Source organism: Bacteroidia bacterium (assembly GCA_041391665.1).
In the GTDB taxonomy this organism is placed as follows: Bacteria; Bacteroidota; Bacteroidia; order J057; family J057; genus JAGQVA01.
This window is the reverse complement of the sequence record JAWKNO010000002.1, coordinates 1,092,868-1,106,823: the sequence shown is the minus strand read 5'-3', so window position 1 is coordinate 1,106,823 and position 13,956 is coordinate 1,092,868. Positions and strand designations below refer to the sequence as shown.

Annotated in this window: 14 protein-coding genes and 1 pseudogene; 2 read left to right on the top strand and 13 right to left on the bottom strand. The window is 45.8% G+C overall.

Annotated features, from left to right (window positions below; all coding sequences use genetic code 11):
- Positions 1 to 3 precede the first annotated feature (3 nt).
- Complete coding sequence (locus R3D00_16250) at positions 4 to 855, top strand: DUF350 domain-containing protein (protein MEZ4774737.1); 852 nt, start codon at positions 4 to 6, stop codon at positions 853 to 855.
- On the opposite strand, the gene R3D00_16245 is transcribed toward R3D00_16250, so the two are convergent.
- The 9 genes from R3D00_16245 to R3D00_16205 form a co-directional block, all read right to left on the bottom strand.
- A complete protein-coding gene (locus tag R3D00_16245; protein MEZ4774736.1) occupies positions 829 to 1,260 on the bottom strand; it encodes a hypothetical protein in 432 nt (143 codons plus the stop codon). The two genes, R3D00_16250 and R3D00_16245, sit on opposite strands and share 27 nt — an antisense overlap.
- Positions 1,253 to 1,849 carry a 4'-phosphopantetheinyl transferase superfamily protein gene (locus R3D00_16240; protein MEZ4774735.1) on the bottom strand — a complete coding sequence of 199 codons (597 nt, stop codon included), beginning with the start codon at positions 1,847 to 1,849 and terminating at the stop codon, positions 1,253 to 1,255. The genes R3D00_16245 and R3D00_16240 overlap by 8 nt, the downstream gene beginning before the upstream one ends.
- Positions 1,846 to 2,103 carry an acyl carrier protein gene (locus R3D00_16235; protein MEZ4774734.1) on the bottom strand — a complete coding sequence of 86 codons (258 nt, stop codon included), beginning with the start codon at positions 2,101 to 2,103 and terminating at the stop codon, positions 1,846 to 1,848. The genes R3D00_16240 and R3D00_16235 overlap by 4 nt, the downstream gene beginning before the upstream one ends.
- 5 nt (positions 2,104 to 2,108) lie before the next feature.
- Complete coding sequence (locus tag R3D00_16230; protein ID MEZ4774733.1) at positions 2,109 to 3,404, bottom strand: beta-ketoacyl-[acyl-carrier-protein] synthase family protein; 1,296 nt, start codon at positions 3,402 to 3,404, stop codon at positions 2,109 to 2,111.
- Between the two features lie 11 nt (positions 3,405 to 3,415).
- On the bottom strand, positions 3,416 to 3,877 hold the full coding sequence (locus R3D00_16225) for a hydroxymyristoyl-ACP dehydratase (protein ID MEZ4774732.1): 462 nt from the start codon (positions 3,875 to 3,877) through the stop codon (positions 3,416 to 3,418).
- Between the two features lie 2 nt (positions 3,878 to 3,879).
- The gene (locus R3D00_16220; GenBank protein MEZ4774731.1) at positions 3,880 to 4,785 is read right to left on the bottom strand and encodes an SDR family oxidoreductase; all 906 of its coding nucleotides are present in this window, start codon (positions 4,783 to 4,785) and stop codon (positions 3,880 to 3,882) included.
- 17 nt (positions 4,786 to 4,802) lie between these two features.
- The gene (locus R3D00_16215; GenBank protein MEZ4774730.1) at positions 4,803 to 5,855 is read right to left on the bottom strand and encodes a 3-oxoacyl-[acyl-carrier-protein] synthase III C-terminal domain-containing protein; all 1,053 of its coding nucleotides are present in this window, start codon (positions 5,853 to 5,855) and stop codon (positions 4,803 to 4,805) included.
- Positions 5,856 to 5,916: 61 nt separating this feature from the next.
- On the bottom strand, positions 5,917 to 6,663 hold the full coding sequence (locus R3D00_16210) for a methyltransferase domain-containing protein (protein MEZ4774729.1): 747 nt from the start codon (positions 6,661 to 6,663) through the stop codon (positions 5,917 to 5,919).
- Positions 6,617 to 7,783 carry an NAD(P)/FAD-dependent oxidoreductase gene (locus R3D00_16205; protein MEZ4774728.1) on the bottom strand — a complete coding sequence of 389 codons (1,167 nt, stop codon included), beginning with the start codon at positions 7,781 to 7,783 and terminating at the stop codon, positions 6,617 to 6,619. Before R3D00_16205 ends, R3D00_16210 begins: the two co-directional genes overlap by 47 nt.
- 110 nt (positions 7,784 to 7,893) lie before the next feature.
- On the opposite strand from R3D00_16205, the gene R3D00_16200 reads away from it, so the two are divergent.
- On the top strand, positions 7,894 to 8,445 hold the full coding sequence (locus tag R3D00_16200; protein MEZ4774727.1) for a NifU family protein: 552 nt from the start codon (positions 7,894 to 7,896) through the stop codon (positions 8,443 to 8,445).
- A gap of 413 nt (positions 8,446 to 8,858) precedes the next feature.
- On the opposite strand, the pseudogene R3D00_16195 reads toward R3D00_16200, so the two are convergent.
- From R3D00_16195 to R3D00_16180, 4 genes and pseudogenes are all read right to left on the bottom strand, one after another.
- Positions 8,859 to 9,257: pseudogene (locus tag R3D00_16195) on the bottom strand (DUF4230 domain-containing protein).
- Between the two features lie 889 nt (positions 9,258 to 10,146).
- Positions 10,147 to 11,061 (bottom strand): DUF4230 domain-containing protein, encoded by a 915-nt coding sequence (locus tag R3D00_16190; GenBank protein MEZ4774726.1) that lies wholly within the window; start codon positions 11,059 to 11,061, stop codon positions 10,147 to 10,149.
- A 46-nt stretch (positions 11,062 to 11,107) separates the two neighbouring features.
- On the bottom strand, positions 11,108 to 12,571 hold the full coding sequence (locus R3D00_16185; protein ID MEZ4774725.1) for a DUF2231 domain-containing protein: 1,464 nt from the start codon (positions 12,569 to 12,571) through the stop codon (positions 11,108 to 11,110).
- Positions 12,564 to 13,955 (bottom strand): DUF1552 domain-containing protein, encoded by a 1,392-nt coding sequence (locus R3D00_16180; protein ID MEZ4774724.1) that lies wholly within the window; start codon positions 13,953 to 13,955, stop codon positions 12,564 to 12,566. Before R3D00_16180 ends, R3D00_16185 begins: the two co-directional genes overlap by 8 nt.
- Position 13,956 lies beyond the last annotated feature (1 nt).

Below are 13,956 nucleotides of genomic sequence, written 5' to 3'. Positions count from 1 at the left end.
ATTATGGATTTCTTCAACAACCCTCCCCAAGTATTGATCAGTGCAGGATATATTGTACTGTATCTGGCTACATTCTTTTTTGCTAAATGGCTAAAAGGATTATTTTCAACTTACAAACTCGACGAACAGCTTACCCAATACGACAACAATGCCGTATCTGTGAGTGTTGCCGGTTATTTTATTGGGATAACCCTGATCTTCATCAGTGCGATCAGTGGCGATTCAGGTCAGGCTGTGGGAATTGAGTTTTTGACAGTGGCTGGCTATTCCCTCTTCGGGATCCTGCTGCTCCATGTCTCAAGGATTGTCAACCGCAAACTGATTTTATATAAATTTTCGGTTGATAAAGAAATCATTCAGGATCAGAACCCCGGAACCGGTGCAGTGGAAGCAGCCACTTATATTGCTTCGGGATTGATTATCGCCGGCTCTATTTATGGCGAAGATGGAGGGCTATTGGTTGCCCTGGTATTTTACATGATCGGACAATTATGTCTTGTACTCTTCTCGCTGATGTACGTAAGGTTTACGCCCTACTCGGTACATGAAGAGATCGAAAAGGACAATATTGCCGCAGGCCTTAGTTTTGCCGGCGGATTGATTTCCATTGGAATCATTGTCATGCATGCAGTATCCGGTACCTTTGTGGGCTGGAAAGAAGATTTGCTTTCCCTCGGCAAAGATGTCCTGATTGTATTTGTGTATCTGCTTGTGGTAAGAATCATTTTCGACCGGTTTGTGCTTCGAAATTCCAACCTTGCAACTGAGATTGCTAAAGATCAGAACATTGGTGCAGGTCTGCTTGAAATGGTAGTTGCCATTTGTTTTTCAGCGGTTTTGTATTTTGTGATATAATTGGTCCAGCTTTCCCACGGCCCAATTACCCAGAGGAAAATAAAAACCGAAAAAAATAGCCATTCCCAGGCTGAAATTCCGGATACCGAAAACCTGATCCAGCATATTGTCGGGATAAGCGTAGGAAGTCTGAAACCAATACCCGGCAAATTCGAGCAGGGCCATTGCGACCAGCCCATAAGCATATTGCTCGTACCATTTCAACTCCCTGAGCAGCAAGGAGATGGGTACCATATACAAAATATAGCAGGTAATCACCTGCCACCAATAGGTAAACCGCGCGATAGCCGTCGCCTGGCCGATGTAGTTCATCATCAGTCCCCAGCAAAAATACAGGGTTATATAAATCAACAACGTATGTTGCGGTACACGCAGTTTGTCTTTTAATACTGTAAGATTAATCATAGGATTCCATCGTAAAGGCATGGCTAACAAAATGTCCGTGGTGGCTGAGTGAGAGATCAAACACCTGCTTTATGCCGCGAATATATAACCGGGGAATTCCTTCCTTCGATTTCAGCAGCACAAAGTTTTCAATACTACTAAAAGGAAATAGTTTTTTAAGGTGAGCAAATAAATGCTGCCTTACGGCAACCGAAGGGTTTTTAGTCTTTGGGAATTGCCCAATGCCTGTGTAAAGTTGTTGCAAACGGCTATTTTCGGACGAGGCAACTGCTGATATATAGTTGTTTTGTATTACTACCCGGGCATATACAATTCCTGCCGGCGTTTCTACTTCGATACCGACTTTCGGTGTGAGCGCAGATACGACAAACCGCTTAGGGGCAAACAAACGCGTACGGCTATGTTTTACCCATACCTTATAGGCACTTTCTTTCAATGCCCAGCAGGTCCAATGGCTTAAGCCTGGGTTTGGAGAAGATAAAATCAGTTCCTGTTCCGCAGGGCCATAAATTTTATCCAGATAACGCGGGTTTCGAAAAACACCCGATACATCTGAAGCAGCGATACAGATGATGTCATTGCCAATCATGGCTTTGCGTTTATCCGCTCAGAAATAATCCGCACAGCTTCACCTACGGTGAGCATTTTTTCTGCTGATTCGTCGTCAATGTCTATATCAAACACCTCCTCAGCATCAAGGATAATATCGACCATGTGAGCAGAGTTGATCTTAAGATCATTGAGGAGATCTGTTTCACCGGTAACCTTTTCAAGCAAAGACTTATCCTCGACATAAGGCGTAACGATCGTTCTGAGTTTTTCCGTAATTTCTGTTATTTCCATAGTAGCTATTTGTTTTCCCAGCGTTTAAAAATAATACAGGTATTGACATCGCCAAAACCAAAGCTGGATTTGGCAATAATTTTAAAACCGGTATCCGTCACTAATTGTTGTGGCACTTTTTGAGGATCAACCCATTTGGCAACTTCGGGATGCATATCTTCACAGTTGAGCGAAGCGTGAAAAAATCCCCGATGAAGCTGAAGCATTACGGCAACACTTTCTATTGCACCCGCGGCGCTCAGGCAATGGCCGATCATTGATTTCAGTGAATGAATATAGGGAAAATCCTTTCCTTCTCTTCCAATGGCCTGTGCCCAGTTGGCAACCTCATAGGGGTCAGCCATGGTAGAGGTAAGGTGGCCTGAGATTGCATCAATTTGCCCGGACTGAATCCCACTTGCCCGCAAAGCAGCCCTGATGCAATGCTGAACCCCTTCACTGTTGGGCGCAGTCATAGACCCGGCGCCGCGTTGTCCGCCTGAGTTGATATTACCACCGAGGATTTCGCCATAGATTCTGGCGTTTCGGGCAAGCGCGGTTTCCAGCGATTCGAGGATGAGTGCGCCAGCGCCGCCTCCCGGCACAAAGCCGGAGGCTGTTGCGCTCATCGGCCGCGAACCCTCCTCCGGCCTTTCGTTAAATTTCCTCGCCAGCACACGCATTGAGTCAAAGCCGCCCCAGACAAAAGGGTCCGGACTCTCACAACTTCCGGCAATCATTCTTTTTGCCTGTCCGCTTCGAATTCTGTCGAAAGCCATCAGGATGGCTTCTGTTCCGGTTGCACAGGCAGAGGCATTGGTTGAGACCTGATTCCCCAGGCCAAGCATTCCCCCCAAATGTGCACTTACCCCACTTACCATACCCTGGTCAACCGCCCCGCTTCCCAACCTTCTCGTATTGCCTTCTTCAATCAAAAAGAGGCTGCGTTTGATAATTTCTCCGGCTGCCTGACCCGTACCCATAATACACCCCGTGTCCCAATCGGGCGATTGTTCTTTATCTGAAGGAATAGCGAACCCGGCATCCTCCCAGGCTTCCAACCCTGCCAGGGTAGCGAAGATGATACTTTCACTCCGCAACATTTTCATCTGCACGGGTGAAAAATATTTTTCTTTCAGGCTATCCTCAACTTCGGGTTTGCCTCCTATGTGGCAGGCAAAGTTTTTTTCTGCGAGTATTTCTAAAAACCGGATACCTGATTTCCCCTGCCGAAGGGCAGATTCGAATTCAGCCAGTCCATTCCCATTGGGAGATATTACTCCCATCCCTGTAACCACTACCCGGTTTTTGATGTTTTCCATGATAGAATCACTTATCGTTTGAGTAACATGCCAGAAAGTATCCCCCGGCAAACTGTTTTCCCTTCAGCATTAAACATCTGAGCTTTTACCTTGAGTTTTCCCAGGCGGAAATATATTTTCTCCGCAGAAACGACTACCTGTTCGCCGGGCAAAACGACATGAAGGAAATCCACCTCAGATCCTGTCAGAACAAATGCCGGTATATTTGCCGGATCAGAAGTATCCCAACCTTTGTCTTTACCCAACAGGTAAATACCCAAAGGAAGCAATCCTGCCTGCGCCAGCGTTTCAATGAGAATTACGCCCGGTGTTACAGGATTTCCGGGAAAATGACCTTTATAAAAAAATTCGTCCTCCCGATAGGTATAGAACCCGGTAACAGCAGATTCGCTGACATTGGTAATTCCATCCACAAAACGAAAAGGCCGCTCATGGGGAATACAAGCCAAAATATTATCCGAAAATATATGCATAACTATACAAGTCTTTCACCGCCATCCACGGGTATGATTGCGCCATTTATCCAGGAGGCTTCATCCCTGCAAAGTAAATATACCGCATTGGCGACATCTTCAGGAAGAGTCAGGCGGCCAGATGGATTTCTGAATACTGCACCTAGCTTCAGATTTTCATTGCCGGGAATCATACGTAAGGATGGGGTATCCGTGACGCCCGCCTGAATCAGATTGGTGCGAAGTCCCAGATGGGCCAGTTCGACCGCCATAGAGCGGACCAAGGATTCGAGGGTAACTTTCGCGGCAGATACAGCTGCATAAGAAGGCCATACGCGTTGGTTGCCTTCACTTGTGAGACCAATGATCCGCGCATCGTCAGCAAACAAAGCGCGGCTGATACACTGCTGTGTCCACGTAAGCAGGCTGGTTGCCATAGCGTGAATGGTCAACCGGAAATCTTCTTCCGAAAGATGTTGGCCGGATATAGGTTCCAAACCAAGGGACTTTTTCAGGTTTTCCCAGGGTTTTACCAGTTTTTCCCCATCTACATTGGCAAGGGAAGCAAAATCCGGATAATCAGATTCAGAATCCCTCACAATCAATGGCTTAAGATTTCCTTTTGCTATGGAGTGGAACAGCAGACGGATTTTGCCTGTGCTGCCGGCAAGACTTGAAAATTCATCCAGCACCTTAGTCATTCCCTCTTCCTGAAGCGCATTTACATTCATACTTTGAAATGCTACCCCCGTACGACGAATCACATCAAACGATGCTTCAATAGCCGGAATTTCCGCCCTTCGGTCGCGGTGGACCACGAAAATATTCATCCCTTCATCAGCCAGTTTTTTTGCAGTTGCCAGGCCCATTCCGCTGGATCCGCCAAGTATCAATGCCCAATAACCACGATTGGTAAATGATAATGCCATCTTCGATTGATTTTAATTTAACGCCATTGCAGTAAAACTCTCTGGGCGGAAAAACCCGGACCAAAACTCAGCATCAGGCCATATTCTCCTGCGGAAATTTCCTTTCTAAGAAATCTTTCCAGCACATACAAAACGGTAGCGCTCGACATATTCCCAAATTCGCGCAGTACGGCTTTCGTGTCGTCTATATTCTTTCCCATATTTCCCAGCAACCCTTCCACCATTCTGACGATTTTTTTTCCTCCGGGATGGAAAATCAGGTGTTGAATGTCTTCGATGGTGAGATTATTTTTTTCAAGGAATGGGAAAAGAATATCATCAAAATGCGCTTCGATCCGCTCAGGTACCTGAGGGTGAAGCACCATTTGAAAGCCGGTATTTTTCACATCATACCCCATCATATCGATAGCATCAAAAAAGTGATACATTTCCCCGTCGAGAATTACAGGCCGAAGTTCATCTGTGGGGCCAAGAATTGTACAGGCAACGCCATCTCCAAAAATGGCTGCACAGACAATATTGGTCATTGAAAAATCTTCCCTTACTACTGCGCAGGAGGGAAATTCTGCGGCCAGAATCGCTACCCGTTTACCCGGGTTTGCTTTGAGGAGATTGTGGGCATAGATCAGCGCGGAAGTACCTGCTGCACAACCCATTTCCGTAACCGGGAGCCGCACAATGTCTTTACGCATTTTGAGCCGGTTGATCAGATAAGCATCCACCGAAGGAATCATAAAACCTGTGCAACTGGTGGAAATAATAAAATCGATATCCTCCGGTTGAAGGTTGGCCAGTTTGAGGGCATCTGTGAGGGCTTTTTCCCCCAGTGCAATGGCCTGCTCCATGTAGATTTGATTGCGTTCTTCAAAGGTTTCACCCGCAAGCATACTGGCGGCATTTCGCACAATATACCGACGGTCTACTTCTGCATATTTAAAGATACGCTGAGCTTTCTTTCTTTCACGCTCGGGGAGTTCATTTACCCATAAATCTACATAGGCAAGACTTTCTTCCTGAGTGATCGATTGCGCCGGCAAAGCTGTAGCCGTTGCTATAATTTTTGATTGCATGAATCTGCTTTAGATAATTCTGAAATTAAGCAGGTAGGTGTTGTGAGTGTAATTTACAACATCACCTGGTATAAAACACCAACTGAAAACGGAAAGCCCATTTCCACCTGATATGCCATTCTACGGGATTTAATATGCTCATTCTCTCCGCCAACTCTTTTCGGGTAAAACCCCGCATAATAGAAATCAGTCCATCGTGCCTGACGACCGTCGGCGACCGAAATAACCCGGTAACCATCCTAAAAAGAAGGAATGGCAACCAATGTCGCTGCAAATCATTGACAATCACAGCCTTTCGGCTGATTCGGGATAGCTGGTGAAAAATCTCCGGCAATTGCTCGTCGGGAAAATGATGCAAAAACAAGCTGCAAATCACCAGGTCGTAACTGTTTTCGGGAATCTCACCTGAAAATACGTCTGCCTTTTCATACTGAATCTCCGGAAATTTCAGGGATTTAGCACGCGCATATTCTATACAGGTTTCGTTAAAATCGAGTCCATAAAGTTGCACAGGAACCCCTTTCTTCATTGCCCAGGTAGCGATTACCCGGAGAATATCCCCACCGCCACAACCCAGATCTGCAATAGACAGCGGTTGCTTGCCCATTGGTTTCTTATCCAGCACCCTCTCGATTGCATCAACAACAATTTTTCTTCCACCCAGCAACTGATTGATCTTTTCCAGATTGTCAAGTTCAGAACGCAGAACGTCCCCCGAAAGCGAGGGGTCATCCATCGTTTCCGGGAGTTGTGTTCTTATATCAAACCGGGGCTGAATATGGGAAAGTGGCGTATTCTTTATTTTCATTTCCAAAGGGTTTTCCATGTGTTTGACGAACAATTGATTGGAGCAGATCCGGCTGTTTTGCCAGGAAGCGCACAGACAGGTTGGTCAGGGAGGGATTTCCAAAAACAGATTGCAGTCTTCTTCCAAGCCACATTCGCATACGAAATTCTTCATTCCATTCCTTTGAATAACCCTCAATCATTTGCTGACGGTTTATTTTTTGCCGAATAAATTTTTCCACCCAGGGGGCTGCCATCCAACCGGAGCGTATCGCCATGGCCATTCCGTTTCCGCATAGCGGTGTAATCATCCCCGCAGCATCCCCGATCATGATGATACCATCTGTAACCCGTGATTTGGGTGCAAAAGAGATTTCATTGATGGTAATAGGCTTGTCAAACAAGCGTTTTCCATTTTCAAATACTTCTCTAAGCCAGGGATTTTGCCCCAGAACCTTTTTCTCCGCCCCTTCCATGCCGCCGGCAGCCTTAAAAACCGACCTTTCCATCATATAACAAACATTGGTTCTGCCCTCCTCTACCCTGGAGACGCCACAATAACCACCCCTGAAGGTGTGTAACTCGACCAGGTCATCAGCTACGTCCCAGTTCATATGATATTTGATCCCCAGATAAGGCGAACGTTTCCGGAAAAACGGGCGGTCCAACACCCTGTCTAATCCGGAGCGTTTGCCAAAAGCGCCAAGTACAACCGGACTTACCCTTTTTTCGCCGCTCCGGGTCACGACTTCAAATCCGTCGCCGATAGCATTGACTGATGCGACTTCTGTACCGGGAAGAAATTCCACGCCCAGCGCCTCACCTTTACGCACCAGCGCATGGTCGAGGGTAAAACGACTGATGCCAAACCCTCCCAGTGGGAGCGGGGTTTGGGAGACAAAGCCATCGGGAGAGCTTAACTTAAAGCGATGAATGCTGACTGCCCCATGAGAAAAAGGATCAACGCCCAGTTTTTGGAGAAGCGGTAGTACCTCATTGGAAATATATTCGCCGCAAACCCGGTGAAAGGGCCAGTTTTTTTTCTCTATTAAGGTTACAGGGATTCCTTTTTCCCGAAGGAGAATGGCTGTTATAAGCCCGGAAAGACCTCCACCGACAATGATTACAGGAGAATTTAACACAAGCAATTTTTCATCAAAGATACAGGCTAAACTGTTAAAACAATTCCGCCTTTGCAAAGGTTTAATAATAATGTTGTAACTTTGTATTTTACAAATTTGATAATACCGTCATGATCTATACAGAAATCACTCCCAATCCTGCCTCTCTCAAATTTGTTGTGGATTGGACCTTATTGCCCAATGGCTCTGCCGATTTTCCGGATGTATCTGCTACAGAAGATGCGCCCATCGCCCGGAAATTGTTTGACTTTAAGTTTGTGGAGCGGGTGTTTATTGGTTCCAATTTTATTACTATCACAAAAAGTGCTGATTTTCAGTGGGAAGAGTTGATTCCTGTCATCAAAGATTTTATTAAGGCATTTTTTGCACAGGGACTTACGCCGCTTACCGGTAAATATGAGGAAATGATGGTTCCCGCAGCTGATCCTGATGATGATGAAGTTACGACCAAAATCAAATCATACCTGGAAAGTCACGTTCGTCCGGCTGTCGCTATGGACGGCGGAGACATCATTTTTGATTCCTTTGACGAAGGGATTCTGAAACTTCGCCTGCAGGGGAGCTGTTCCGGTTGCCCGTCTTCAACCATTACCCTTAAAAAGGGAATCGAAGGATTATTGACCCGAATGGTTCCTGAAGTTAAATCTGTAGAAGCTGTATAGCCCGGTACAAAGCTGTTTCCAGCTTCCGAAACGGGCAAAAATTGTTTAATCACTTCTTCCAGGCTGTCGCCGAGAAAACTACAATCCTTCAGATTCCGCAGAAACTGATACACATTCCGTTTGAGCATGCTGTCCGATGGCGAGGTACGCATAATGGTGCTTAATGTATCCTTCAGCGATTTCGGACCATTTATCTGGCTAATAAAAGCACGAAGAGAAGTTCTCACTTTTGCAGCATCACCGTTTTGGATAATGGCAGCAATCGTATCCTGAAGGAAAGCACAGTTACTCAAAACCGTAAACACTTTATCCATTGAGTCGGACATGATCTGGGTACTGTCTATCGCAGCAACCAATGGCTTATCCGATTGTGCGGGAATATCTCCCGGAAGCGTTACAAAAAAGCCCATTGATTTTCCGATTCCCCGGATATAATCTACAGCCATTTTATCAGTCTCGACCAGTATTCCTGCTTCAATGGCTTTGTTTTTTACGATTTCTTCTGTTTCGGCAAGCGCGTCTTTCATTTGCTGGTAAACTTCATAGTACATACCCTCTTCCTCCTTTGAGAAAAGGCCATTTTTGGCTTTGCCTCCGGTCTGGAAACGTTTGGTATCGGATAAGTTTATTACCACAGAATCCAGTTTGGCCACGGGCATCCGGTTGACAAACATCACCATGGAATCACCGCCACTGTGACGGGTCAGATGTTCTGTTTCAAAATCCAGCTCTTTCAGGTCCACCATTCCGGTAACCTCCACCGAAACGATAAACAATAACTTTGGCAAAGGCTCTCCTTTTCTTTTGAGCATTTCACCTTCGGCCTCCACAAGATTAAGTCTCCGTTTTTCCAGATCGCCCCTGGCGTCAAGGACATCTTTTTCAGCTTGCTGATAGGCTTTGATCGCCTTTTCCTTTACCTTTTTTAAATCTTTCCGGAAATCATCTGACTGCTTTTGCATTTCCTGGAGGATATTTTTCTTAGATTCAAGATTTTCGCGAAGCCTTTCCCGCCGAAGTTTGATTTGGTCCAGCATTTTGCTTTCAAGTTCCTTCATCTCCCGCTTTTTCGCATCCATAGTTTCATTTGCCTGCCGTTTCCGGTCCCGGGTTGTGTTTCTGGCTTTTTTAATCACCTCCTCCTGAGCAGAGACAGATTCGGCAGCTTTGTATTGCCGGTAACTAATGGCAACCACGGGGCCATACCAGGTGTCGGCGGAATCCAGTTTCCAGCGGATTTTATCAAAAGGATTGACTACCGGGAGATCAAAATGCTCAAGTGTATCGCGTGCGGCAAAATAAGCATCCTCAAATTTCTTCAAGTTTTCATCCGCCGAATTGTAGCGAATAATGGCTTCTTCCATCTTCGCTTTGAGGCTGTCGCGGAGAATTTCTTTCACGATCACTATCCGTTCGCCTTCACTTACCTGATCTTTCGCCCGCTCTACCAGTTGCTGCATTCGGTCAGAGGTGCCGATTGCCACAATCTCTTCATAGTAGTAAGTAACCAGACGCAATTGCTCGACATATTCAATCTTTTGGAACAGGGAGGTTACCTGCACCTGATCTTTGGATTTGGTAAAAAACTGCTTCTTCACAAAAAAGAAAACAATCACTCCAAGAACGAAGATCAGCAGATTCCGAACCCCGATCAGGCGAAAAAAATGTATGATGATTGATATAAATCCCATAGGTTTTTGATTAACGACCGCCAAATGGCCGCATAGCGGGTAAGAATCTGAAATACTTTTTCTCCAGCGCTTTTCGCTGCTCAGGATCGGTGATCGAAAAAATTTGCTGATACATTTTTTCGAGACTATCCGGCTGCATAGCGACAGGTTGATCGGACTTAACAAATTCTACCCGGTAGCCAAGATTATTTACCATATTGGTAATATATTCTTCCGCTTTATCTTCTGTATCATCAAGAATTCCATTGATAATTGCCCTTCGATGTACATCCAAACTGGCACTGTCCAGTGCCGTTCGTATTTTATCATACGCTTCCAGATAATTCGATTTAGGGTCAAATTTTTCCTTCATTTGTCCCCAGAAAGAACGCTGGAATGTATACTCTTTGGTATTCCGGACACTGATAATGGTTTGGGAAATTTCTGGTTCCGGCAGCGTAATCAGAATCAGGCTGTCAGGGTTGATGGAATAGCGAAGTTTGCTGAGATCAACAAACCCGCGCACTTCAGATGGGGCGACAATCAGAAACTGTAGTTTTTCTTTATTACCTTTTGTAATCGGCAGAATCGTCTCATAATGATGTTTGACCAGTGTCAGCTCCTTAATTCGCTTAATAGCCTCTACCTTGGCATAGGCGGGGTTTACGGGTTTGGGGGCAAACAGCGGTTTTATCAGGAAAAATCCCAGCACCAGAATGCCCAGCAAGAGGATCCCCATAACGATGGCAGACCCCACATCTCCTTTATCGCTTTTTTCATCTCCCGTACCACTTATGACCACAGGTCGCGCAAGCAAGTTTTTTATCTGCTCCAGTAAATTGGTCTGCACCTGCTCCGGGTCAGCAGGTGGCGGCGTGGGATTGTCCCCGGGAACCGACCTTGACTTATCCTGATCCTCGTGACTAAAAAATGGTTTCTTTGCCATCTGTAATTATCATGTGGAGGATAATATACAAAGATTCGGATAAATCTCAATAAAGTTGTCCTTCTTCCGCTTTTACTTCCACATTTTCAAGGAAAGCGTCAAGTGCAAATATCATGTTCTCTCCTACCCTGGTATCGAGTAGAAATACCTTTTTCAATGCTGGCATTTCAGATATTTTCAGCACATCCTCATCACTGATATCTGTATGGGAAAGGTTAAGTATCTCAAGGTTGGATAATGCTGTGAGATAGGTAAGCCCTTCACCTTTCACACAGGTTCCTGCCAATATCAATGTTTTAAGGTTGGGCATTCGGCTGAGATAATACAGGCCTTCGTCTGTAACTTCGGCTGAGACCAGGGAGATGCGAGAAAATGCTTCTGCATAGGGCTGAATATCCGCCAGCATATTGTCCGAGATTTTTGATGGAGGAATTTTCATTGAAAGGGCAAAATGCAGACTGTCGTCCGGATCAGGGATCAGTATCATTCCATAGGCGTCTGCAATGGGTTGGATTTTCTTTTGAAGCTTGTCCCGTTCCGCTTTCTTTTCCATCTGAATGACCTGTACCCGGCCAATTTCGGGGAGCAACTTATCAACGGCCATCGCAATCTCAGAGCCTTGAGATAGTTCTCCCAGCTTTTGTTCGGGATCAGCACCACTTTCAATCCACCACTTGAGTAATGCTACTTCGGATTCATTCATCTGTGGTTTTCCCGAAGGGGGCATATGTTCATCTTCCGTTTCCGCGAGGGTAATGCGGGCGAATAGCTCACTTTTGGTGAGATCACCGGGAGTAACCGAAGTTTTCTCACTTTTTCCTCCTTCCTGAAGGGCCGCAAAAGAGGTCATGATCAGGCCGCCTTTTTTCTTGTTTTTATTGTGGCAACTGATACACTTCACCTCAAATACAGGTTGCAGGATATCCTGGTACACGAGCAATTCTTCCTGAGGTTTTTGCACAATGGGAGCCTCCGGCCTGAAGAAGGGAAAAACCTCGGTGAGGTAATCTTCCCCATGGGTCAGACTTCCGCCCAAATGACCGGTATAAATCAGCCAGCCGTTGGCGACCAACAGAAAAAGGACATATAGTTTGTAGTAGATGGATGTACCTTCTTTATTCTGCCGCAAAAAAACCGAGGCAATAAGCAAAAGTAAGATTACACTTACTCCCCCCCAAAGGTGATCATTTACCAGTTCGCCTTCATAGCCTCCTGTTGCATAGAGAAAGTATCCGGCTAAAACAGCCCCGATAGCTGAAGCTACCGCAATTGCCATCATCCAGGGCCGATAGGAGGTGAGGGATTCATTTTTCCCAAAATAAATGAGCGCCTCCAATGCAAGCGGAAGCAGGATCAGCACAATAGGAAAATGAACAATCAGCGGGTGAAATCGCCCGATAAATGCTGCCAGCCCCTCCGACGGGAGTTCGTGTGGCAAAAAAGGAATCGCCATGGCAAGCAGTGCCGCCATCAACCCTCCTGCGAAAAGAAAACGCCGAAAATTAACCATAGAGTTCACATAGTTCTCCTGTAGCATCGGCAAAATTTTCTTTTTCCATGCCCAGTACGTTCATCATTGTAAGATATAGATTAGCCAGAGGGGTTTTTTCGGGAAAATTGATATTCCTGCCAGTCTTTAAAGCACCGCCTCCTTTGCCACCAACCACAATAGGCAAATTTACCGGAGAATGCCGGTTGCCATCACGAAGACCAGAACCAAAGACAATCATCGAATTGTCAAGTAAGGTGCCATCTCCTTCAGGGATTGCTTTCAGTTTTTCGAGCAAATATCCGTATTGTTGAATATGCCAGGTGGAAATAATTTCATACTGCGCCATCATTTCCGGAATATTGCCGTGGTGGGAAATGGAGTGGTGATTGCCATTTACACCTTCGAGGAAGGAAAAATTGCGCGTACTGACAGAGTTGCCAAACATAAAGGTCGCTACCCGTGAAATATCACTCCAAAAAGCCAGAACAATAATGTCTAAAAGCAGCCGGGTTTTTTCCGTAATATCAATTCCCTCCGTCAATGCGATATAATCTTCGATGCGTTCATCCATTCTGAGAATTTCCTGCTTGACTTCTTTGGGAAGTCTGGCCTCAAAATCACGCAAATCAGGCGTGTTTTCAATACGCATTTCAATCGACCGGATGGCTTCCATATACTCCGACAACTTATTCTGGTCTGCAGCGCCCAGATTTCGTTTCATGGCATCTGCATCATCTTTGACGATGTCCAGTACACTTTTTTTCCAGGGATTTTCCTGCTTTACAGGTTTTCCGGGAACAAAATTCCGAAAGAGACGGTCAAAGGCCTGTCTTGGTTCGATTTCTTTAGGATTGGGCTGGGTGGCACTTCGCCAGGAAATCGCAGAACCGTATAAGCGGGTAAATCCCACATTCACATCTACCCCGCTCTTAAACCCATCCAATGCATATTCCAGGGAAGGGAAAGCGGTTTGGCCTCCTACCTGGCCGGCGATCATCTGATCCACAGACATACCTCCGCTATTAATATCGGCACCTGTTGTTTTCTGAATTTTCATACAGGTGAGGAAATTGGCGGTTTTGGTGTAATGCCCATCCTGCTTGGTATCGGAATTTTTGTTGAACAGTTCGCCCAGTACCAGGATGTCATCTTTCACCGGAGAAAGCGGCTGAAGTACAGGTGAAAGTTTAAAGTTTCGCCCGACACCTTCCGGAGACCAGTTATGAGGGTGCACACCATTTGGCATAAACAAAAAAGCCGAACGAATGGGCCGTTGTTTTTCAAAGAAAGAACGGGCATTTAATCCTGTGGGGATCATTGCTTCAAGGAAAGGTAAGGCAATACAGGCGCCCATACCTTTCAGCGCCCTGCGGCGGGAGAGTTGCCAGGATTTATTGCTCATA